At 43.5% G+C, this 21,520-nt stretch carries 22 protein-coding genes; 12 read left to right on the top strand and 10 right to left on the bottom strand.

Annotated elements, in window-relative coordinates:
- Positions 1-182 precede the first annotated feature (182 nt).
- Entirely contained in the window at positions 183-2,114 is a 1,932-nt protein-coding gene (locus tag OPS28_RS05805) for an aminotransferase class V-fold PLP-dependent enzyme (RefSeq protein WP_265608516.1), read from the top strand.
- On the opposite strand, the gene cysE is transcribed toward OPS28_RS05805, so the two are convergent.
- Together cysE and trmJ are read right to left on the bottom strand one after the other, a co-directional pair.
- On the bottom strand, positions 2,111-2,938 hold the full coding sequence (gene cysE, locus OPS28_RS05800) for a serine O-acetyltransferase (protein ID WP_265608515.1): 828 nt from the start codon (positions 2,936-2,938) through the stop codon (positions 2,111-2,113). The genes OPS28_RS05805 and cysE overlap by 4 nt on opposite strands.
- A 5-nt stretch (positions 2,939-2,943) precedes the next feature.
- Positions 2,944-3,660: a tRNA (cytosine(32)/uridine(32)-2'-O)-methyltransferase TrmJ gene (gene trmJ / locus OPS28_RS05795; RefSeq protein ID WP_265608633.1), complete on the bottom strand. Its 717-nt coding sequence runs from the start codon at positions 3,658-3,660 to the stop codon at positions 2,944-2,946.
- A gap of 202 nt (positions 3,661-3,862) precedes the next feature.
- On the opposite strand from trmJ, the gene suhB reads away from it, so the two are divergent.
- Complete coding sequence (gene suhB, locus OPS28_RS05790; RefSeq protein ID WP_265608514.1) at positions 3,863-4,639, top strand: inositol-1-monophosphatase; 777 nt, start codon at positions 3,863-3,865, stop codon at positions 4,637-4,639.
- A gap of 68 nt (positions 4,640-4,707) precedes the next feature.
- Here suhB and secF read toward each other — a convergent pair whose 3' ends face one another.
- From secF to OPS28_RS05760, 6 genes are all read right to left on the bottom strand, one after another.
- Entirely contained in the window at positions 4,708-5,649 is a 942-nt protein-coding gene (gene secF, locus OPS28_RS05785; RefSeq protein ID WP_265608513.1) for a protein translocase subunit SecF, read from the bottom strand.
- A gap of 11 nt (positions 5,650-5,660) precedes the next feature.
- The gene (secD, locus tag OPS28_RS05780; protein ID WP_265608512.1) at positions 5,661-7,505 is read right to left on the bottom strand and encodes a protein translocase subunit SecD; all 1,845 of its coding nucleotides are present in this window, start codon (positions 7,503-7,505) and stop codon (positions 5,661-5,663) included.
- A gap of 51 nt (positions 7,506-7,556) precedes the next feature.
- Positions 7,557-7,895 carry a preprotein translocase subunit YajC gene (gene yajC / locus OPS28_RS05775; protein ID WP_265608511.1) on the bottom strand — a complete coding sequence of 113 codons (339 nt, stop codon included), beginning with the start codon at positions 7,893-7,895 and terminating at the stop codon, positions 7,557-7,559.
- A 27-nt stretch (positions 7,896-7,922) separates the two neighbouring features.
- Positions 7,923-9,035, bottom strand: a complete 1,113-nt coding sequence (gene tgt, locus OPS28_RS05770; protein WP_265608510.1) for a tRNA guanosine(34) transglycosylase Tgt — start codon at positions 9,033-9,035, stop codon at positions 7,923-7,925.
- A gap of 82 nt (positions 9,036-9,117) precedes the next feature.
- Positions 9,118-10,164 (bottom strand): tRNA preQ1(34) S-adenosylmethionine ribosyltransferase-isomerase QueA, encoded by a 1,047-nt coding sequence (queA, locus tag OPS28_RS05765; protein ID WP_265608509.1) that lies wholly within the window; start codon positions 10,162-10,164, stop codon positions 9,118-9,120.
- 49 nt (positions 10,165-10,213) lie between these two features.
- Complete coding sequence (locus tag OPS28_RS05760) at positions 10,214-10,489, bottom strand: DUF6471 domain-containing protein (RefSeq protein WP_265608508.1); 276 nt, start codon at positions 10,487-10,489, stop codon at positions 10,214-10,216.
- Positions 10,490-10,673: 184 nt separating this feature from the next.
- On the opposite strand from OPS28_RS05760, the gene OPS28_RS05755 reads away from it, so the two are divergent.
- The 9 genes from OPS28_RS05755 (at position 10,674) to OPS28_RS05715 (ending at position 17,144) form a co-directional block, all read left to right on the top strand.
- The gene (locus OPS28_RS05755) at positions 10,674-11,063 is read left to right on the top strand and encodes a DUF2170 family protein (protein ID WP_265608507.1); all 390 of its coding nucleotides are present in this window, start codon (positions 10,674-10,676) and stop codon (positions 11,061-11,063) included.
- A 19-nt stretch (positions 11,064-11,082) separates the two neighbouring features.
- On the top strand, positions 11,083-11,763 hold the full coding sequence (locus OPS28_RS05750; RefSeq protein WP_265608506.1) for a PspA/IM30 family protein: 681 nt from the start codon (positions 11,083-11,085) through the stop codon (positions 11,761-11,763).
- A 158-nt stretch (positions 11,764-11,921) separates the two neighbouring features.
- A complete protein-coding gene (locus OPS28_RS05745) occupies positions 11,922-12,974 on the top strand; it encodes a potassium channel protein (RefSeq protein ID WP_265608505.1) in 1,053 nt (350 codons plus the stop codon).
- 3 nt (positions 12,975-12,977) lie between these two features.
- Entirely contained in the window at positions 12,978-13,622 is a 645-nt protein-coding gene (locus OPS28_RS05740) for a YjfK family protein (protein WP_265608504.1), read from the top strand.
- 11 nt (positions 13,623-13,633) lie between these two features.
- Complete coding sequence (locus OPS28_RS05735) at positions 13,634-14,050, top strand: DUF350 domain-containing protein (protein WP_265608503.1); 417 nt, start codon at positions 13,634-13,636, stop codon at positions 14,048-14,050.
- 9 nt (positions 14,051-14,059) lie between these two features.
- Positions 14,060-14,668, top strand: coding sequence for a DUF1190 domain-containing protein (locus OPS28_RS05730; RefSeq protein ID WP_265608502.1), 609 nt, complete (start codon positions 14,060-14,062; stop codon positions 14,666-14,668).
- 3 nt (positions 14,669-14,671) lie between these two features.
- Entirely contained in the window at positions 14,672-15,841 is a 1,170-nt protein-coding gene (locus OPS28_RS05725; protein WP_265608501.1) for a glutathionylspermidine synthase family protein, read from the top strand.
- A gap of 11 nt (positions 15,842-15,852) precedes the next feature.
- The gene (locus tag OPS28_RS05720) at positions 15,853-16,401 is read left to right on the top strand and encodes a rhomboid family intramembrane serine protease (protein ID WP_265608500.1); all 549 of its coding nucleotides are present in this window, start codon (positions 15,853-15,855) and stop codon (positions 16,399-16,401) included.
- Between the two features lie 47 nt (positions 16,402-16,448).
- Positions 16,449-17,144, top strand: a complete 696-nt coding sequence (locus OPS28_RS05715; protein WP_265608499.1) for a VC0807 family protein — start codon at positions 16,449-16,451, stop codon at positions 17,142-17,144.
- Between the two features lie 42 nt (positions 17,145-17,186).
- Here OPS28_RS05715 and OPS28_RS05710 read toward each other — a convergent pair whose 3' ends face one another.
- Entirely contained in the window at positions 17,187-18,515 is a 1,329-nt protein-coding gene (locus OPS28_RS05710; RefSeq protein ID WP_265608498.1) for an alkaline phosphatase, read from the bottom strand.
- A gap of 115 nt (positions 18,516-18,630) precedes the next feature.
- Positions 18,631-19,572 (bottom strand): chemotaxis protein CheV, encoded by a 942-nt coding sequence (locus OPS28_RS05705; protein WP_265608497.1) that lies wholly within the window; start codon positions 19,570-19,572, stop codon positions 18,631-18,633.
- A 259-nt stretch (positions 19,573-19,831) separates the two neighbouring features.
- On the opposite strand from OPS28_RS05705, the gene OPS28_RS05700 reads away from it, so the two are divergent.
- Positions 19,832-21,427, top strand: coding sequence for an isocitrate lyase (locus OPS28_RS05700; protein ID WP_265608496.1), 1,596 nt, complete (start codon positions 19,832-19,834; stop codon positions 21,425-21,427).
- Positions 21,428-21,520 lie beyond the last annotated feature (93 nt).

Genomic DNA, 21,520 nt, shown 5'->3' with positions numbered 1-21,520 from the left:
TTCATCTAGATAATTCTGACATGTCTTTTTAAAGGGTATACCCAACTCAACAGGTGGAGTGTTACACGCTTTGTAACTAAGCTGTATGTTTTTTCCAGATTGAACGCAAAAGCAAACACTGACAAGCATAAGTTCCTTCTGTAAACTCAAGAGCATACACTTCTCACAACCGTGCTTTTGACATGCTTCCTATTGTAAAAATTTTAATTATCGAAGACTCTCGAGCGCTTCTTGAGCAAATTGTTAATGGCATTCAGTCGACAATTGACGCCTTTGAACGCACGGATATTACTATCAGCTTGGTTGAAGCTGATACAGTTCCCAAAGCACTAGATTTAATTCGTAATGACGGCGACATACAAGCGGTAGTGTTTAGTTGGGATACCGAAGTTAAATGGGCGGATATAGGCGACGCTAAACCCGGCAGAGCGGATAACAATGCGGTAGTCATCGACATGATTAAGCATGTTCGCAGGGAGTTACCCGTTTATGTATTAGGCGATGCCATAAAGGGCTTAGATATAGTCAATCTGACCAACGGCATGGAGTCATTTTTTTATCGTAACGATATTATTTCTGACCCTGAGTCTATTCTAGGGTACATAATTAACGACTTTGACGACCGAAATGAATCGCCCTTTTGGACTGCCTATCGAAAATATGTGGTGGAAGCAAACGATTCTTGGCATACACCGGGACATAGTGGAGGCGCGAGTTTCCGTCATTCGCCTTACATCAGCGATTTTTACAAGTTCTTTGGACGTAATGTATTCGTCAGTGATTTATCAGTAAGCGTGGATTCGCTCGGCTCCTTATCTGATGGCACTCATGCTATTGGACGTGCACAAGCGATTGCAGCAAACACGTTTGAGGTACGTAAATCCTACTTTGTTACTAATGGCTCCTCCACGTCTAATAAAATAATTTTACAAACGCTGCTAAGAGAAGGTGATAAGGTCATTGTGGACCGCAATTGTCACAAGTCAGTTCATCACGGTATTATCCAGGCACGCGCTATGCCGGTTTATTTAGACAGCAGTTTAAATCCCGACTATGGTATTTTCGCGCCACCGGAACTAGATCAGCTAAAAGAAACCATTAAAACCAATACAGATGCAAAGCTTATTGTGCTTACTGGCTGCACTTACGACGGCCTGTTAACTGACCTTAAACAAGTAGTAAAGCTGGGTCACGACAACGGAATGAAAGTATTCATTGATGAGGCATGGTTTGCTTATTCGTTATTCCACCCTCGTTTCCGCGATTATTCAGCGATTCAAGCCGGGGCTGACTATGTCACTCACTCTGCGCATAAAGTTGTTTCAGCATTTTCGCAAGCATCCTTTATTCACGTAAACGATCCGGATTTTGATGTGGATTTCTTTAAAGAAATTTACAGCATTCATACTAGCACCTCGCCAAAATATCAGTTGATTGCATCATTGGATGTATGCCGAAAGCAATTAGAGATGGAAGGCTATAAAATTCTAAATGAATTGCTCAACAATGTTGATGAATTAAAACAACAGGTTGCTCGCTTTAACCGCTTACGTATTTTAGATGCTAAAGATTTTGGAAAAATATTTCCTCACTTTGCTAAAGACAATATGGGCCACGATCCGTTGAAAATATTGATAGATGTTTCGGCCCTGGAATATTCCAATCAAGAAATTCATCGTTTTCTGATGGATGAAGTAGCTTTGGAAATTGAGAAATTCACTCACAGCACAATTTTGGTTTTATTAACTCTGGGCGGTATGCGCTCAAAAATAGTGCGTTTATACAATGCGCTTAAAAAACTAGATCAAGGCTCGGTGTCGCTTCATCGCAGTAAGAGTAAAAATGTATTACCTTGCAAAATTCCACCGATAAAATTAGCCGAGTTACCTTCCAATGCATTTTTTGGCAAACGTGAAGCTATTCCTTGGCAGGACAGTGCAGGAAGAGTGGCGGCAGGATTAATTGTGCCCTACCCGCCCGGCATTCCCCTTATTGTGCCCGGTCAGCTTATTCAAGAAGAACACATTGATTATTTGCGTTCTCTTTCAAGCCAAAAGCTTACCATTCAAGGTTTCTATGATGGTGAGCTATACGTAATGGTTAATGAAAATTAGATTTTCGGATCAAACGGGTTTTGAGTTTTCTTTTCGGCATCGGGTGCAACCGGTGATATTCCAGTTGCGGCGAAGTCTTCTGCGCTCAGTGATTGCAAATCGGCGCTGCAAACATTTCCGCCCATCGATTGAATAACTGCACACATTTCTTCCACTTTGGTATCCATCAGATGCATGTGTTCAAGCATTACTCCCATCGCATTCGCTACCGGATCGGGATTATCTGGCGCAACTGCATAGGCATCAAAGCCGTATTTACGTGCGATTCGATTGCGTTTATCTGCTTGCTCTTTAACACGTGATGTATTCTGAGTTGACATAACAATACGGCCGGGAATACCCACCACCGTTGCGCCAGGGGGGGTATCTTTTACTACCACCGAATTAGAGCCAACCTTTGCATTTTCGCCGATATAAATCGGCCCAAGGATCTTAGCCCCAGCACCCACTACGACATTGTCGCCCAGGGTTGGGTGTCGTTTACCCGCTTTCCAACTGGTACCCCCCAACGTTACACCATGATAAAGCGTCACATCATTACCTACTTCAGCAGTTTCACCGATTACTACCCCCATCCCATGGTCGATGAAAAATCGTCTGCCAAGTTTAGCACCCGGATGAATTTCGATGCCGGTCAACCATCGACTGAAAGTGGATAAACTTCGTGCTAACCACTTGAAGCCCCGATTCCACATGCGATGACTAAGACGATGAAGCCAAATAGCATGCAATCCTGGATAATTAGTTAATACTTCAAAAAAGTTTCTGGCGGCAGGGTCGCGTTGGAATACGCCTTCGACATCTTCTTTGATACGTTCAAACACGTTAATTACTCTTTAGTCGATTTATCAATGGATGCGAGAATACCGCGAAGAATATTAAGTTCTTGAGCTTCTGGTCGCGCCCGGTTAAACAGCCTGCGTAATTTTGTCATTACCATTCCTGGGTGATTTTTAACGATGAAATTAGTGCGTTGAAGTGTTTCTTCTAAGTGCACGTAAAAACGCTCCAAATCTTCGTTTAATGGGTAATCTGCTTCTACCTCTGGGTGTGAGTTCGCATCTAACCACGCCACCCGTACTTCGTAACAAAGCGTTTGCACCGCAGCCGCCAAATTTAATGAGCTGTATTCTGGATTAGCCGGGATACATACATGAAAATGACATTGCTGAAGCTCCTCGTTGGATAGGCCGCTGTTTTCACGTCCAAACACCAATGCAACAGGATACTTTTCAGCTTCAGTTACCAGTTTGACGCCACTCTCCCTCGGTTCGAGCATCGGCCAAGAATGGGTGCGGGAACGGGCTGAAGTGCCGATGACCAAACCGCAAGAAGCCACGGCTTCTCCCAACGTCGCTACCGTTTTCGCATTCGCAAGTACGTCGCCTGCTCCTGCGGCCATTGCGCTAGCTTTGCCGTCCGGAGCATGCACAGGATCGACTAGATAAAGGTGCTTAAGTCCCATAGTTTTCATCGCTCGAGCCGCAGAACCTATGTTGCCAGTATGAGAGGTGTTCACCAGAACGATTCGGATGTTATCAAGCATGTAGATACAGTAATTTAATATTTGCAATGTCGCGGATACTAGCATATTTGCACGGGCTAAAACATATTGTTGCCATAAGCAACCCGATTCAGATTGCAAATTTAGTTTGCTCTGCTACACTTCGCGCCAATTACGTAGTACTGTTTATTTATTGAATAGTCACTACCGTTATTCTTCGATCTTTTACAATTGGTGGTTAACTATGCATCCTATGCTGAATATAGCCGTGCGCGCTGCACGCGCTGCTGGCTCAATAATCGTTCGTGGTTTCGAAAATCGTGATGATTTAGAAACGCAATCTAAAGGCACTAATGATTATGTAACAAAAGTTGATAAAGAAGCTGAGAGAGCCATTATCAGTAAAATCCAACAATCTTACCCTAACCATGCATTTTTGGGTGAAGAGACAGGCGAAACAGAAGGCAGCGAAAGCGAATATCAATGGGTAATTGACCCGCTGGATGGCACCACCAATTTCATCAAAGGTATACCACATTTTTGTGTGTCTATCGCTCTTTTATACAAAGGTCGGTTAGACCAGGCAGTAATTTTTGACCCCATGCGTGGCGAACTGTTTACCGCCAGCCGTGGTCAGGGTGCACAGTTAAACGGCTATCGAATTCGTGCCAGCAAAGCAAAAGATTTAAGCGAAACTGTGTTGGCAACAGCTTTCCCTTTCAAAGATAAAAAGCAATTTGGTGAATATGCTTTAGGCTTAAACAAAATATTCCATGCGTGCGGTGACATTCGACGCGGTGGCAGTGCAGCTTTGGATATGGCGTACGTAGCAGCCGGGCGACATGATGGCTACTGGGAGCGAGGCATCAAAGCGTGGGATATCGCCGCTGGAGAGCTATTAGTTCGTGAAGCAGGTGGTCTGGTTACTGACTTTAAAGGTGGCAATGATCCCCTTTATAAAGGTGAAGTAGTTGCGGGCGGCGTTAAAGTTGTTCAAACGCTGGTCAAATATTTGAAATAGCACTTTGTCTAATAGAAAAAAGCCGGATTGTTTTGCAATCCGGCTTTTTGTTTTTCTGATGAGCTAAATTATAGAAGCGGCTCTTGATCCGCGCCCTCTTTTTCCACCTCTGGTGGCATGAGATCTTCTTTACTCACCCCTAGCGCCAACGCCACCGCACTGGCAATATAGATAGATGAATACGTACCGATAACTACACCAAATAGTAACGCGGTAGCAAACCCGTGTATTAGAGCGCCACCTTTAAAAAACAAGGCTAACAATACTAAAACTGTAGTTAATGAAGTTACAATTGTACGGTTAAGTGTTTGAGTAAGTGATACATTCACTACCTCTTCTGGCGTACCTTTACGCAGCTTTCTGAAGTTTTCTCGGATACGATCAGAAACCACGATTGTATCGTTTAGGGAATAACCTATAACAGCGAGTACTGCTGCTAATATGGTTAAGTCTACCTCCAGCTGTAAAATTGAAAATAAGCCCAGGGTGATAATCACATCGTGAATTAATGCTGCCACAGAGCCTAATGCGAAACGCCATTCAAACCGCATCGCAACATAAATCAAAATACAGATTAGGGCAACGAGCATGGCCAGCCCCCCTTGCTCAGAAAGCTCATCACCTACATTTGGCCCTACAAACTCAATACGTTGTTTTTCAACTGAAGTGCCGTCAGCACGCAATACGTCAACCACCTGATCACCAATATCAGACGCTTTAACGCCTTCGCGGGGGGCAATGCGAATTAACACCTCTTGACTGCTACCGAAGTTTTGCACCACAGCATCACCAAAATCAGCTTCAGTTAACTGTTTACGAATACCCTCTAAATCAGCAGACTGCTCATAACCTACCTGAATCAAGGTTCCGCCCGTAAAGTCCAGTCCCCAGTTCAATGAATTTATTGCTAATGAGGTAAGTGAACCTACAATAAGTAAACCCGATAACACCAGCGCAGGAATGCGCAAGCGCATAAAGTTGACGGTATTGGTTAAATTTAATATTTGCATTTAATTACTTCCTATATCGCCAGTGACTTCACACGCTTACCGCCCCATACTGCATTAACGATAACGCGCGTTAATATAATTGCAGTAAACATGGAGGTAGCTATACCAATCATCAGAGTGATAGAGAATCCTTTGATTGGTCCTGTACCAACCGCGAAAAGGATGAGCGCTGCGATGAAAGTGGTGATATTCGCATCAATAATGGTAGAAAACGCATTATCATACCCGTGATGAATTGCCTGTTGCGGGCTTCTACCATCTTTTAGTTCTTCGCGAATACGTTCAAAAATGAGCACGTTGGCGTCAACAGCCATACCAACGGTTAACACTATACCCGCCATACCTGGCAGGGTTAATGTTGCACCGGGAATCATCGACATGATACCTGCGATCATCACTACGTTAGCCATTAGTGCAATATTTGCGACCACGCCAAATGCCTTGTAATAGATCAGCATAAAGACAAGAACCAGTGTCATACCCCACACAATTGCCTGCATGCCCAGTTCGATATTTTCTTTACCCAAGCTAGGGCCGACTGTGCGCTCCTCAACAATTTGAATAGGTGCAATCAGGGCTCCGGCTCTTAGTAATAAGGCTAAATCGCGGGCTTCTTTAGGCGAATCGATACCGGTAATTTGGAACTTACTACCAAGTTGCGCACGAATAGTGGCTTGGTTTATTACCTCTTCATGCTTTTCAAAAATAAGTTTACCGTCAGCATCACGCTCACCACTGGCTTTGTATTCAATGAATACAGTGGCCATTGGCTTACCAATATTGTTACGGGTGTTTCGCGACATTTTATTGCCGCCTTCTGAATCTAACGAAATATTGACGTTAGGCAAACCGTATTCATCCACACCGCTACCGGCGTCAATAATATGATTACCTGTCAGCATAACCCGCTTCTCTAGTAAAACGGGGTTACCTTGTTGGTCGTTGATGAGCACAGACCCAGGAGGCACACGTCCCTCAACCGCGTCACGGACGTCATTTTTAAGATCCACCATGTGGAATTCTAACGTCGCCGTTGCATTTAGAATTTCTTTCGCTCGAGCAGTGTCTTGAACACCCGGAAGTTGCACGACTATCCGTTCTGCACCCTGTTTTTGAATAACAGGCTCAGCGACACCTAACTGATTAACACGATTGCGCAAGATAGTGATATTTTGTTTTACTGCGTAATCACGAATTTCCTGCAGTTTGTTTTCAGAGAATGTAGCTCGTAACACATTGTCCCCTGGCGTGGTATAGGTCAGGTCGCGGTTACGATTACGCAGGAAAAATTCTGCGCTATCAAGGGTTTCTTCATCGCGAAAATGAATATCGATGTGATTGCCTTGCATACTAACTCGGCGATACCGTAACTTTTCTTCACGCAGTGCGGTACGAAAATCACTTTGAGCGTCTTCTAACGATTTTTCCATGACTTCGGACATGTCTACTTCCATCAGGAAGTGAACGCCTCCACGCAAATCTAGCCCTAGTTTCATTGGCGTGCCGCCCAGGCTTTCAAGCCATTCAGGAGTATCAGGGGCGAGGTTCATTGCGACGAAATAATCAGAGCCTAATTCACGATCTAACGTTTCACGGGCTTTTAGTTGGGTATCTGAATCATCTACACGAACCAAAATCTGATCGTTTTCGAATTCAAGACGTTTTATATTGATATTATTTTCTTTAAGAGTGGACTCAATCCGAGGAACCATAGCCTCAGTAACAGTAGCATCGCGACCAGCAGATATTTGAATGGCGTGGTCTTCACCATATAAATTGGGTAGCGCATACAGCCCGCAAAGTGTTAACACCACGAGGACCAACAGCACTTTAAAAATTGAATTTTTATTTAACACAAAAAATTCCTTTTTGCGGGGGCATTCTTTACCACCCCCATACTGAAAAGACTAAAGTGACTTCATGGTACCCTTAGGTAACACTGCAGTAACGGCAGATTTTTGTACAACTATGTTGTTGCCTTCATTTAACGACACTTCGATAAAGTCTTTGTCATCTGACACTTTGGTGATGCGTCCTACTAAACCGCCTTGAGTAAGCACCTCATCGCCCTTACTCAATGAAGAAACCAAATTTTTATGTTCCTTCACGCGTTTGGCCTGTGGGCGATAAAGTAAGAAGTAAAAAATCAACCCAAAAACCGCTAGCATGATAAGCATTTCCATGCCTCCTCCCTGTTGCGCGCCACCAGCAGTTTGTGCGTGTGCAGAAGAAATAAATAAACTCATAATATTCCCCAATAATTGTTGTTGTAATTAGAGTGCCGGCACCGGCATATCTTTTTGTGCATAAAATTCTTGGACAAACTCTTCCAGTTTGTCAGCTTCAATCGCATCACGTAATCCTTGCATGACGCGCTGGTAATATCTCAGGTTGTGAATGGTATTCAAACGCGCACCGAGGATCTCATTGCATTTATCCAAGTGATGTAAATATGACCGCGAATAGTTTTTACAAGTGTAACAATCACATTTTTCATCAAGGGGCGATGTATCGTTGCGATGTTTCGCGTTACGGATTTTTACCACTCCCTCCGTGACAAATAAGTGACCATTACGAGCGTTCCTGGTAGGCATTACACAGTCAAACATATCAATGCCTCTTCGCACTGCTTCTACTATGTCTTCCGGTTTACCTACGCCCATTAAGTAGCGTGGCTTATCTTCAGGAATTTTTGGCGCTGTATGGTCGATGATGCGGATCATATCCTCTTTAGGCTCCCCCACCGACAAGCCTCCAATAGCGTAGCCATCAAAGCCGATATCTTCTAAGCCCTCTAAGGAAACATCTCGTAAATCTTCATACATGCCCCCCTGAATAATCCCGAACAGTGCAGAAGGATTGTCGCCATGAGCTGCTTTGCTTCTTTTCGCCCATCGTAACGACATTTCCATAGATAAGCGTGCTTCCTGCTCAGTGGCAGGATAAGGCGTACATTCATCAAAGATCATGACAATGTCAGAGCCCAGATCACGTTGTACTTCCATCGATTTTTCTGGGGTTAAGAGAATTTTCTCGCCGTTTATTGGCGACCGGAATGTTACACCTTCTTCGGTAATTTTACGTAAATCACCTAAGCTAAACACTTGAAACCCGCCGGAATCGGTAAGGATGGGCTTATCCCAGTGCATAAAATCGTGTAAGTCACCGTGTTGACGAATAATGCTGGTTCCGGGACGAAGCATTAAATGAAACGTGTTTCCTAAACAAATATGCGCACCGCTGGCATCCAGTTCTTCAGGCGTCATCCCCTTTACTGTGCCATATGTACCCACAGGCATAAACGCTGGCGTCTCAACTACGCCGCGGTCAAATACCAAACGTCCGCGTCTGGCTTTGCCGCTTTTTTTGACCAATTCAAATTGCATGCAATCGGTTACCTTGAAATGAAGATAAAAAGTTGGCGGCGATTATACCAGTTCTGGGCAAGAGATCATGCCTAGAAACAGGTTAGTTTTGCGATGATGATATAAACATGCTGTCGCCATAGCTAAAAAAGCGATATTCCTCACGAATAGCTTCCTCATATGCGGCCATTACATTATCGCGTCCAGCAAATGCACTTATCAACATCATTAACGTGGATTCGGGTAGATGGAAGTTGGTGAACATGGCGTCGACAACTTTGAACCGATAGCCCGGGTAGATAAAAATATCAGTATCCGCAAAAAAAGGAATGATCACATCCTGGCTACTTTCTGCTGCTACTGCAGCGGACTCTAATGAGCGCACCGACGTGGTCCCAACAGCAATAACACGTTTACCTGCTGCTTTGGTTTGCTTTACCAGGTCCACCACGGGTTGGCCGACTTCAGCGTATTCAGCATGCATTTTATGTTCAAGGATATTATCTACTCGCACCGGCTGAAAAGTTCCAGCGCCAACATGTAAGGTTACAAATGCAATGTGCACACCTTTTCTTTTTAACATCGCCAAAATATCATCGTCAAAATGCAACCCAGCTGTAGGCGCAGCCACTGCCCCTGGCTTTTGGTTGTAAACCGTTTGATAGCGTTCCTGATCGCTGCTTTCGTCGGGTCTGTCGATATAGGGAGGAAGGGGCATATGCCCATATTGTTCTAATGCTTGAAGCACCGAATTTACATTTTCAAACTGCAAATGAAATAACGCATCCTGTCGTCCTAGCACAGTCACGTCAATCGCATCTTCTAACCTTAGGCGGGCACCTGATTTAGGGGCTTTACTGGCTCTGACATGCGCCAGTACAGTATCGTCTGGTAAAATACGCTCCACCAATACTTCTATCTGCCCCCCCGTAGCCTTTTGACCTTTCAACCGGGCGGGTATAACCCGGGTGTCATTAAACACCAGCAAATCACCTTCCTCTACCAGATTGACCATGTCCTTAAACATGGAATGTGTTACCTCGCCGGTCTTTCCGTCAAGCCGTAATAAGCGGCTCGCGGCCCGCTCTTCAGTGGGATATTTTGCAATAAGATGCTCTGGAAGCGTAAAGTGAAAATCACTTAGTTTCATGATATTTGTCGTTAAATTCTTATGTTGGTTAATAAATTAAGGCGTTGCTTTACTCGTCATCCTCTAGAGTATTGCGAGACAAGTCACCCATTATTTCCTGCATATCGGCTACATTTAACGGTCTAGCGTTAAGCACGACCAGAATCTGCAGAAACAAATCGGCGCCCATTATACCTTTATTCACTTTATTGCGAAGATTATCTGCAGTTTGAATGATCCCGTTTTCTTCAAGGCGTTGGCTCAACGCTTGATACTTTACCCCTCGAAACGACATTTCAGTCTTAATTACCCGCTGTACTAATTCGCGCCAGTTTTGTTTTTCCATTTAGCACCATTTGTGAACTATATTTTACAAAAACACACTTATTTACACATTTAAAGTGATTTTATTATTGACAGTTTTTACCCTAGTTGTCTAGTATAGTTTCGCAAGTATTGGCGAATCCATTAAACATCGGTACATTGACAAGATATTTTTGGCATTCGCTTAAATGTAAAGGAGAAATACTATGGCTTGGGATCTTCAATCAATTGAATCCCTGTTTGAGAAACGTGACGATTTAGTGGTCACTAGAGAGGAAAACTGTTTACTCATTGCTAATCAGGATGGCATTGATGCGTGGCTGGCGATAAGCGGCGAACAAATTTTAGTCGAAAGCTTATTATTTGCCTCCTCGCAGGTCAGAGATAAAGCGGCGTTAGACCATGAAATTCTTTCCACACACATGGTATTCCCGCTCACTACGGTGGGAATTTCAACAATTAATGGTGAGGAATATTACACTGCTTTTGGGGCATTAAGTGCTCAGTCAAAACAGGAAACCATTGAGATTGAAGTCGATACGTTGTTCCAGAATGTTGCGTCATTTCTTGATGCATATGAAACTCATCTTCATTAAATAGAGACAGGAGAAGCGAATGTCTGTTTGGAGAAAACTAGTTACTGCCGTAAAAGGTGGCGCCACGGAGACTGCCCAAGCGGTGGTCGATAGTCAGGCTATCCGTATTTTAGAGCAAGAAATTAGAGAAGCTAAAGACGAGTTACGTAAATCCGATCATGCACGCACGCAAATTTTAGCTAAGTGTAAACTGTCTCAACAAAAAGTAGATAGTTATAATGCTTCAATTGCCGAGTATGAAGCTCATGCTCGTAAAGCGGTAGACAATGATCGTCAACTTGCTTTGGATTGCGCGCAAAAAGTGGCGGACCTCAAAGCGGAACGTGAACAAGAACAGGCTTATCTGGACCAGTTCAAGCAATCAGAAAAACAGCTGGCTGGTAATATACAACAAGCCAAAGCCAACCTGCGTCGTCTTGAACAACAGGTCGATATGGTAAAAGCCACGGAAAGTGTGCAAAAAGCACAAGTAGCCGTGTCATCGCGACATATGGGTGCGAATAGCAAAATGAAGACGGCAACTGAATCGTTGTCACGTATTCAGGACAGGCAAAAACTACGCAACGCTGAACTACAAGCAGCAGAAGAGTTAGCCAGCGATGAGTCAAATGACGATTTAGAAAAACGTTTAGCCGCAGCAGGAATCAAAGGCGGGACTGCCTCTGCAGATGATGAGCTAAGCCGAATTTTAGGTAATTAATGAATGGGAGCCTAATGCTCCCTTATACCAATCCGCAATGGTGCACTACTTACACACCATTGCGGCTTAAAATTATTTTTACTAATTGCTTTTTAGGGTATTCGCTCTGCATACTAGAGTGTGTTGTTAAATTACTAAAAATAATGGGTTGAACTGTTTTGACGCAATGGACGCTTTTTCGCAAATTATTTCTGAAGTATTTCGGTAATACGCGGTGGTATACCATAGCGTTAGTCACCTTGCTTTACGCTGTCTCAAGCTGGTTATTATTAGACCTCGCTTCTGAAAAAGAATTAACGGGTAACGTAAACTTTCTTTACTGGCTCGCAGTAACGGGCTCAACGGTTGGATACGGAGACCTATCTCCTAGCTCAACGGCGGGCAAACTTGTCGTAGCGCTGTATGTTATCCCCTTCGGGTTAAGTATTTTTGCGATGGTGGTAGGTCGAATTGCCGCCTGGGTTAGCAATTATTGGCAAAAGGGTTTGTTAGGAATGAAACCACTACATGTACATAATCACATCTTGATAATAGGTTGGAACGAACAGCGAACTATGTTGCTGCTCGATCTTCTGTTGATGGAAAGAGAAGCACTTGCAGATAAACCTGACATTGTGCTTTGCGTAAAGGCTAATATTGAAAACCCCTTGCCCGGCCAAATTGAATTTGTTCATGTCGATTCGTTTAATCGTGATGAAGACATGGATCGCGCATGCGTTGCTGACGCCTCAACAATTCTAATCGATAATCCACAGGATGATGTAACATTAACCACCGCGCTTTATTGCACAAAACGCAATCCTGATGCCCATCAAGTAGCCTATTTTAACGATGACAGCTTAGTGAAATTGTTACAGCAACATTGTCCGAACGTAGAGTGTACGCCAAGTGTGGCTGTTGAAATGTTAGCTAAATCGGCTTTTGACCCAGGTTCGAGCATGCTGCATCATGATTTGTTAAGCGTTGATGCTGGGCAGGCGCAATTTTCAGTAGCTATGCCTAATAACATGAAAACGGTGTCGGTAGAAAAATTATTTGTTAATTTAAAGCGTCACTACGATGCAATTTTTATCGGTTACGCGCCGAAAAGCGAATACCAAAAACTTGTGGTAAACCCCGCTTTATCCGACACCATCACTGCCGGTGACAAGGTGTTTTATATCGCCGATAAACGTATCAGTCAGTTTGACTGGAAACAATTGGGGGAATAGCGCATGTTTTCAAAATGGTTCTCTAAGCAAGCCCCATCCAAACCCACAGCTCCCGAAATCATGGGCCTTTATTTAGGCGGTTCGTTTGAGTTGGATGATTTAAAATTAAGATTGCTTGAGCCAGAACTCACTATTGAGTCTGCCGCACGCTCTCAACTGATACAAGCCGTAGGTCAGGCTGAGCTGGATTCTGGGGGCACCATATTACGTTTCTATACGGATGATGAAGGGTTCCTACAGGTTATTGTAGATGGAGGCATGACAGAGAACCACATCACTGATGTGAAGCTTTGGCATTTTTACGATACCCAAACTATTGGCAGTGAGGCCCAGTGGCAAGAATGTTTAGATAAGCTAATCAGCCAGCCCACATACACTGTAGATGGTAAGACATTCACCCGGGTATGGAATGCGACTGGCGACTACTCTCCACCTGTGGCAGTATCGGAGAAAACGTTCGAAGAGGATGGTGACACCAGTGTCACCGATCAGTTCATGATGCTGTATGAACGCGAACTTGGTGAAGGACGAACAGAATCACTATTAGTTGCTGGCGAAGAAAAAATCGTAGGAAATAATGCTGATAGATGCCTCGTACTCAGCACAGGTTTTGATATTCAACCCGCAGATATAACAATAAACGGTTAAAGGTACATTGCATGGAAACTATACTTAACTCATTAGCTGGCCTGGATAATTTTGCTCTCTATTTTGCTGTATCTATTTTATTTTTGTTTGTATTCAAAATTATCTATGCGTTTGTTACTCCTCACGATGAATGGAAACTGGTCAAAGAAGAAAAAAATGTTGCTGCGGCGATAGGCTTTGGCGGAGCTTTGGTGGGGTTTGCGTTGGCATTATCGGGGGCGGCGGCAAATTCAGTATCAATTATCGATTTTGCGATTTGGGGAGTCATTGCTATTCTCGCGCAATCACTCGCATTTGCTTTACTACGGTTTAGCTTTATGCCCAAAATTGCACAACGTATCAATGATAATGAAGTGTCGGCCGGCACAATGTTGGCCGCCATGTCTATTGCAGTGGGATTACTAAACGCAGCCTGCATGACCTATTAAGGGGGAATTATGACCACGTTGAAACGTTCCCAATCTATTAATTTAAGCAGAATGCGGAAACATTTTGCCTTAAAACCCTTAGCTATTGCGATGACGGGTCTTATTGTAAGTGCATGTGGAAACCGTCAGGAAGGCCAGATATTCACGTCAGTCGAAGAGTGTAGAAATGACTTCCCTGATGCGACTGAACAGTGTGACAAGGCCTATCAGCACGCGGTACAGGAAGCCGCTCGAACAAGCCCTCGCTATAACTCCGAATACGATTGCGAGTATGAATTTGGAGCTAATCAATGCCAGCGTGTTGAGCGTGAGGGTGGTAGTTTCTTCATGCCGTTTATGGCAGGGTTTATGGTTAGCCAATTGATGTCCCCCCGCTATTACTCGCAGCCAATTTACACGTCGTTCTCCCGTCATTCCCCTTTTCGCTCCCGTTGGATTACTGCTGACGGCTACGTTTTTGATGGGGGTTTGAACAAACGTAAATACCGGGTATCACCAAGTGTATACAAACCAAAGCCAACGGTGAACCGAACGATGAGCAGAGGTGGTTTTGGTAGTAGCGTTAGAGCTAAATCAAGCTGGGGTAGCAGTAGTCGCAAAGGCGGCTGGGGAGGCTAATCTTTGTTAAGGCTACCCAGCACTCCTCGCCCCCATTGGCAAAAGCAGGCACGGGATTTCGGCTTTCACTTCCATACACTTTATGGTGAGCCTTATTGGGATGAAAGTGCTTACTATCAATTTTCGTTAAAACAAATAGAACAAGATCTCGAAGCTCCGACCGAAGAACTTCATCAAATGTGCTTACACGTGGTTGAAAAGGTCGTGAAAGATGAAGCCCTACTCAACAAGTTGGCAATTCCTGCGCAACATTGGGAGCTAGTGAGCGAATCGTGGCGAGATAAACAACCCTCTTTATATTCGCGACTTGATTTTGTCTATGACGGCTCGCAGCCCGCAAAATTGTTAGAAAACAATGCCGATACGCCTACTTCTTTGTACGAATCCGGCTTTTGGCAATGGCTTTGGTTGGCCGATAAAGTCGACTCTGGAGAACTTTCTCGTCATGCGGACCAATTCAACTCCGTACAAGAAAAATTAGTTGCCCGATTTAAAGAGATCGCAGGGTTTTACAATATTGACCAGATGCACTTTGCTTGTTGCAAAAACACCGATGAAGATCGCGGTACAGTCCAATACTTACAGGATTGCGCTAAAGACGCAGGCTTAACAGCAGATTTTGTTTATATCGAAGATATAGGCATCAGCGATACCGGGTATTTTACTGATTTGGAAGATTGTCCTATTACAGACTGCTTCAAATTATATCCATGGGAATTTATATTTAACGAAGAGTTTTCTCAATACTTACCTAAAGCGGCGGTCAACTGGGTTGAACCGCCATGGAAATCGATTCTCTCCAATAAGGGGTTGCTGCCACTTTTATGGAAGTATTTCCCAAATCACCCCAACTTACTCCCTGCGTATTTTTATACAGATAGCCCCAATGCATCGAAGGATGTAATGCGTTGGATTAAAAAGCCCTTATTTTCCCGAGAAGGGGCTAATATATCCCTACTAACCGCTGGCAACGAAAGGGCACTGTCAGACGGACCATATGGTGAAGAAGGGTTTATTGTGCAAGCGTACTCGCCGTTGCCAAGGTTTGGTAACAATCATACGTTGATCGGTAGTTGGCTTATTGATGATCAGGCAGCAGGCATTTCTATACGAGAAGACACCAGCAGTATTACCCAAGACACTTCCCGATATTTACCCCATATTATATTGTGATATCAGCTTATATGAATCGATACCCTACTCTAAAAAAGCAAATTCAATTTCTGATCGTTATCACGCTGATATTGTTTGTAGTTGCAGCGGTGAACTTGGTCACAGCAAATAGTCTAAACCAGTTTGGTCTGGTTCCCCGAGAAGTTCCCTCATTGCTTTCAATTTTTATTGCGCCGTGGTTACACGGTTCCGCAGCACATTTGCTCACTAACCTACTGCCATTACTATTGTTTATGTGGTTGACTATGCAGTGGCCCAAATCGCGCTTCTGGCTGGTAACCTTGACCATATGTGTAATTGGCGGCCTAGGCGTGTGGTTATTTGGCCGAACTGCGCTACACATTGGGGCTAGCGGAATGGTGTATGGTTATTTCGGCTTTTTACTTTACGCTGGTTTCCGCTCCCGCCAACTTCGTTATATCGCTATTTCAGTATTGGTTGCTCTCTTATATGGGGGAATGCTAATTGGGATATTGCCTTCAAGAGCCTTTATTTCTTTTGAATATCATTTATTTGGATTTATCGGTGGATTATTTGCGGCGTGGGCTTGGGCAAAGTGAGTAACTTTATTATAATCTATCCCTCTTTAACGTAGCGAAGATGTATTATGTCGTCAAATGAGCGTCCTCAAAATCAAGGTTTTTTAGGTAACCTGGCATTCAATATTGTCATTCCCGTTTTTATTATGAGTTATGCCAGTGCAGAAGATTACCTAGGCCCTGCCTGGAGTATCGTCGCCGCATTAGCCTTCCCCTTAATTTACGGTTTGTTCGATTTACGCCAATCTGGGAAAGTTAATGGCTTCTCCGTTCTCGGGGTTATTAGTGTGCTGCTGACGGGTGGAATAAGCCTGTTAAAATTGCCTGCCGAATATATTGCTATAAAAGAAGCGGCCATCCCGGCCATCATTGGTTTAGCTGTTGTCATTACCCAGTTTTCAGAAAAACCACTCGTTAAATTGCTTATTTTAAATGACCAAATAATTAACTGGCCTCAACTTAATAAAATCTTAGATGCAAAAGGTAAACAACAGGAGTTTCGTCGAAAAATTGCGAATAGTTCATACATTGTGGCCGCATCATTTTTCCTTTCGTCCGCGCTCAACTATATTTTGGCCAAAATGATTTTGGTTAGCGAGCCTGGCACCACCGCATATACTGAAGAGCTTGGTCGGATGACTGCCATCAGTTATCCGGTTATTGTTATTCCTAGTATGATTTTACTTATTGCGGCTTTATGGTATTTATTCGCACAAATCCGTAAAATTACCGGACACGATTTAGACGACTTTATTAATCATTAAGAAAAAGGCCAGACAATAAATTGTCTGGCCTTCACTACTCGCTTATTTTTCAAGTAGTTTAAATATTTTCTTAGCGATATCGGTGTTATCAATTTGTCCTATAAACTCTTCATATCCAGCACCTAAAGCAAACACTTCAACATCAACCCCGGTATGACCACCAGTGGTCCACCCGGTATGAGTTTTGGCGTCTAAAAACGCTTTTAGGTGGGTGACCATTGCGTTAGCCTGGCTGTCGGCTAAGCTTTGTTTTAGCGTTTGTTTATCTTCTTCAGATAGCGTGAAACCAAATTGTGCTTCGATATAGCTTAAAGGCTTATCATGCTTAGATACGTGCTTTGCAATATTTCCTACAGACGCTTTCATATTCGCTATAAATTCAGGTTTCCAAGCATATTGACCATTGGCACCTATGGTTAAGCCTCCCGTACTGTGATCGGCTGTCAAAATAACCAAAGTATCAGGGTGACGCTCTACATAACGCTGTAAATATTCCATTGTTTTAGCGAGATCGTGCATTTCAGCCATAGCAGAAGCAATATCGTTAGCGTGCCCAGCCCAATCGACCTGACTGGCCTCTACCAGTAGAAAAAAGCCATGTGGATTTTCGAGCCGTTTAATCGCTTGTTCAGTTAAGAAAGCGAGTCTTTCAGGTTTGCTGTCATCTAACGCTGCGGGTAACCCTTTCGGCGCAAACAACCCGAGAATGGGTTTATCTTTCGGCGCGTTCGCGAGCTCCTCATAACTGTTTACAACAGCATAGCCGTTACTTGCAAACTCCTTTTGAATATTTCTATCTTTTCTTGCGAAATAGTCTATGCCGCCCCCAAGCATCACATCGGCCAGAAATGTTTCGTTGATACGATCGTCAAAATAACTGTTGGCGAGCGCTTCATAATTGTTGCGACTTTCATTCGCTACCATATAGCTTGCTGGCGTGGCATGGTTAATTTGCGACGTGACCGCCAATCCAGTCTTCATTCCCTTTTCTTTTGCTCTATGTAAAACCGTAGGCAAGGCCTTTCGATTTACGTCGACACCAATAGCACCATTATAAGATTTTACTCCTGTAGCCAATGCTGTCGCGGATGCAGCTGAGTCGGTGACATAGCCGGAAACCTTGGCAGGATAAGTCGTCGCATTACCCACAAACATCTCATCGAAAATTACCTTCTCGACTTCATCCGTGGCGGGATTATCCATAAAATTTCGATACGCAGTGGTATAGGCGGGCCCCATACCGTCCGCAACGACCATTATGATATTATTAGGTTTGCTAATTCGGTGATGATTGCTGTCTTTAGTATTGGCGTGACCTTCGTGCACGACGAAAGTACAGGTTAAAAGAAGAGCTGTAGAAATTAAACGCATTCTGGCTTCCCGGAGAGCTTAAAATAAATAAATTCAAGGCGTTATTATAATTCGATACGCCCACAATAACACCTTGAAATTTTTTAGAGTTAATATCGGGGATGACAAATATCGATTACAATAATTCTCTCATGCGTTGCTGTACAACATCTACCAGCATATCTGGCTGAAACTTGGAAATCAGGCGATCACAGCCCACTTTCCTAACCATAGCTTCATTAAAACTACCACTAAGAGACGTATTTAACGCAATAAAGAGACTGCTGAGGCGACTATCATCTCTTATTTCCGCAGTGAGTCGATACCCATCCATTTCCGGCATCTCAGCATCAGTAAACATCAGCAGTAGTTCGTCAGTAATATTTTTACCCAAGTCAGCCCAATCCTTTAGCAGAGCTAAGGCTTCACCGCCGTTCGTACATTCGATAATTTTTAACCCCAGCTGTTCAAGTACATCCCGCATCTGCTTTCTTGCCGTACCCGAATCGTCAACGATTAACACTTTTCTTCCTGAAAATTGGGAAACCACATCCCTATCCAAAATATTTTCAGAGATGGAGGTATCGTATTCAATAATATCAGCAAGGACTTTTTCTACATCAATGATCTCTACTATCTCTTTTTTACCTTCAATATTAATTTGCGTGATAGCGGTTAGATAGTTTGCTTTACCTATAGATTTCGGAGGGGGTTGAATATCTTGCCATGAGGTATTCACAATGCTCATCACATTACCAATTAAAAAGCCTTGTACGCTGCGATTATATTCTGTAATGATGACATTTTCAGGCTTATAAGTTGCTGCACCAGCACGCATTTTAATAGCCTGGCGAAGATCAATTATGGGGATAGTGTGACCGCGATAAATCGTAACGCCATTTAAGTTTTGATGAGAACCTGGCATCTGATTCATGGTGGGAACACCCGTGACTTCTTTTACCTTAAATACATTAATAGCAAAGGTGTGACGCGTTCCCAATTGAAACATTAATAACTCAAGCCTGTTCTCGCCAACCAGTTTGGTGCGCTGATCAACAGATGCTAAAACTCCACTCATTGAACCGCCACTCCGCGTTTATTTTACTCTATATAATAGAGCTATTTTCTCTGTCTTGCCGCTGAAATACCAGGGTGGATCTTACCTATAATAACGAACGTCGTAGCAGAATCATTCACCCAATCAATATCGAAAATGAATAACATTGAGTGTTTTTATTTGAGCACGCAGGCTAGGATGAAAGCACATCAACTACAACGGTTGTAGTTTTTCAGTTTTTAATTCTTACCTCAGGTATAAGAGATAGTTGGAGAATACCATGTCGCAATTTCAATCAGACATCGATACATTAGCAACCTTAAAGGCAGCTCAAAAAGGAACCTGGGAAGGGATTACACCTGAATTTGCCGCACGGATGAAAGCCCAAAACCGTTTTCGCACGGGTTTAGACATCGCGAAGTATACTGCGAAAGTAATGCGCGAGGATATGGCTGCATACGACGCCGATTCTGCACAATATACTCAATCGCTCGGTTGCTGGCATGGATTTATTGGCCAGCAGAAAATGATATCAATTAAAAAACACCATGGTAATACCGCAAAACGTTACCTGTACCTTTCAGGATGGATGGTAGCGGCTTTACGTTCAGAATTCGGTCCTTTACCCGACCAGTCTATGCATGAAAAAACATCTGTCCCAGCGCTGATAGAAGAATTGTATACATTCCTTCGTCAAGCTGACGCGCAGGAATTGGGGAAACTGTTTAAACAGCTAGATCATGCCAAAGCCAAAGGGGAAGATACTCAAGCTATTCAATCGAAAATCGATAATTTCGAAACCCATGTCGTACCTATTATTGCCGATATCGACGCAGGGTTTGGTAACGAAGAAGCAACTTATCTGCTAGCGAAGAAAATGATAGAGGCGGGAGCATGCTGTATTCAAATTGAAAACCAGGTATCAGATGCAAAACAATGCGGACACCAGGATGGTAAAGTAACCGTTCCTCACGAGGACTTCCTGGCAAAAATCAATGCTGTTCGTTACGCATTCTTAGAACTTGGAGTAGATGACGGCGTAATTGTAGCCCGCACTGATTCACTCGGAGCTGGATTGACGCAAAAAATCCCAGTGTCCAATCAGAGTGATGATTTGGCTGCTCAGTATAATGAATTCTTAGATACTGAGGAAGTGACGGACTTAGCCACTGTAAATGAATACGACGTGTTACTTAAACAGAACGGCAAACTAGTTAAACCCAAACGCTTACCTAATGGATTGTTTAAGTTTAAAGATGGGTCTGGCTTTGACCGCGTCGTTCTAGATTGTGTAACTTCTCTTCAGCATGGCGCAGATTTACTATGGATAGAAACAGAGAAACCTCATGTGGGTCAAATTGCAGAAATGGTAAACGCCATTCGTCAGCAAGTCCCAGATGCGAAGCTGGTTTATAACAACTCCCCGTCATTTAACTGGACGCTTAATTTCCGTCAACAAGTTTTCGATGCGTGGGAAGAAGAAGGTAAAAACCTATCTGAATATGAACGAAATGCATTGATGTCAGAAAAATATGACAATTCTGAATTGGCAAAAGAGGCGGATATCCGTATTCAGAACTTCCAGCAAGATGCAGCCCGTGAAGCAGGTATATTCCACCACTTAATCACGCTACCAACGTATCATACAGCGGCTCTTTCTACTGACAATTTGGCCAAAGGATATTTTGGCGAAGAGGGAATGTTAGCTTATGTTCGCGGGGTCCAACGCAAGGAAATCAGAGAAGGATTAGCATGCGTTAAACACCAGGCGATGGCCGGGTCTGATTTAGGCGATACACATAAAGAGTATTTTTCAGGTGATGCTGCGCTCAAGGCGGCTGGTGAGGACAATACGATGAACCAATTCGATGTCTAAATATTAGTCAGCAGCACTTTCCAACCTTGGCTCCTGCGGGAGCCTTTTTCGTTTTATCGCTTTTTTTAGTATAAACATCGCAATATAACTGCT

This window comes from Alteromonas sp. ASW11-130 (genome assembly GCF_026183735.1).
GTDB lineage: Bacteria > Pseudomonadota > Gammaproteobacteria > Enterobacterales > Alteromonadaceae > Alteromonas.
The sequence above is the reverse complement of the archived record's forward strand: the minus strand, read 5'-3'. Positions and strand labels throughout refer to the sequence as shown.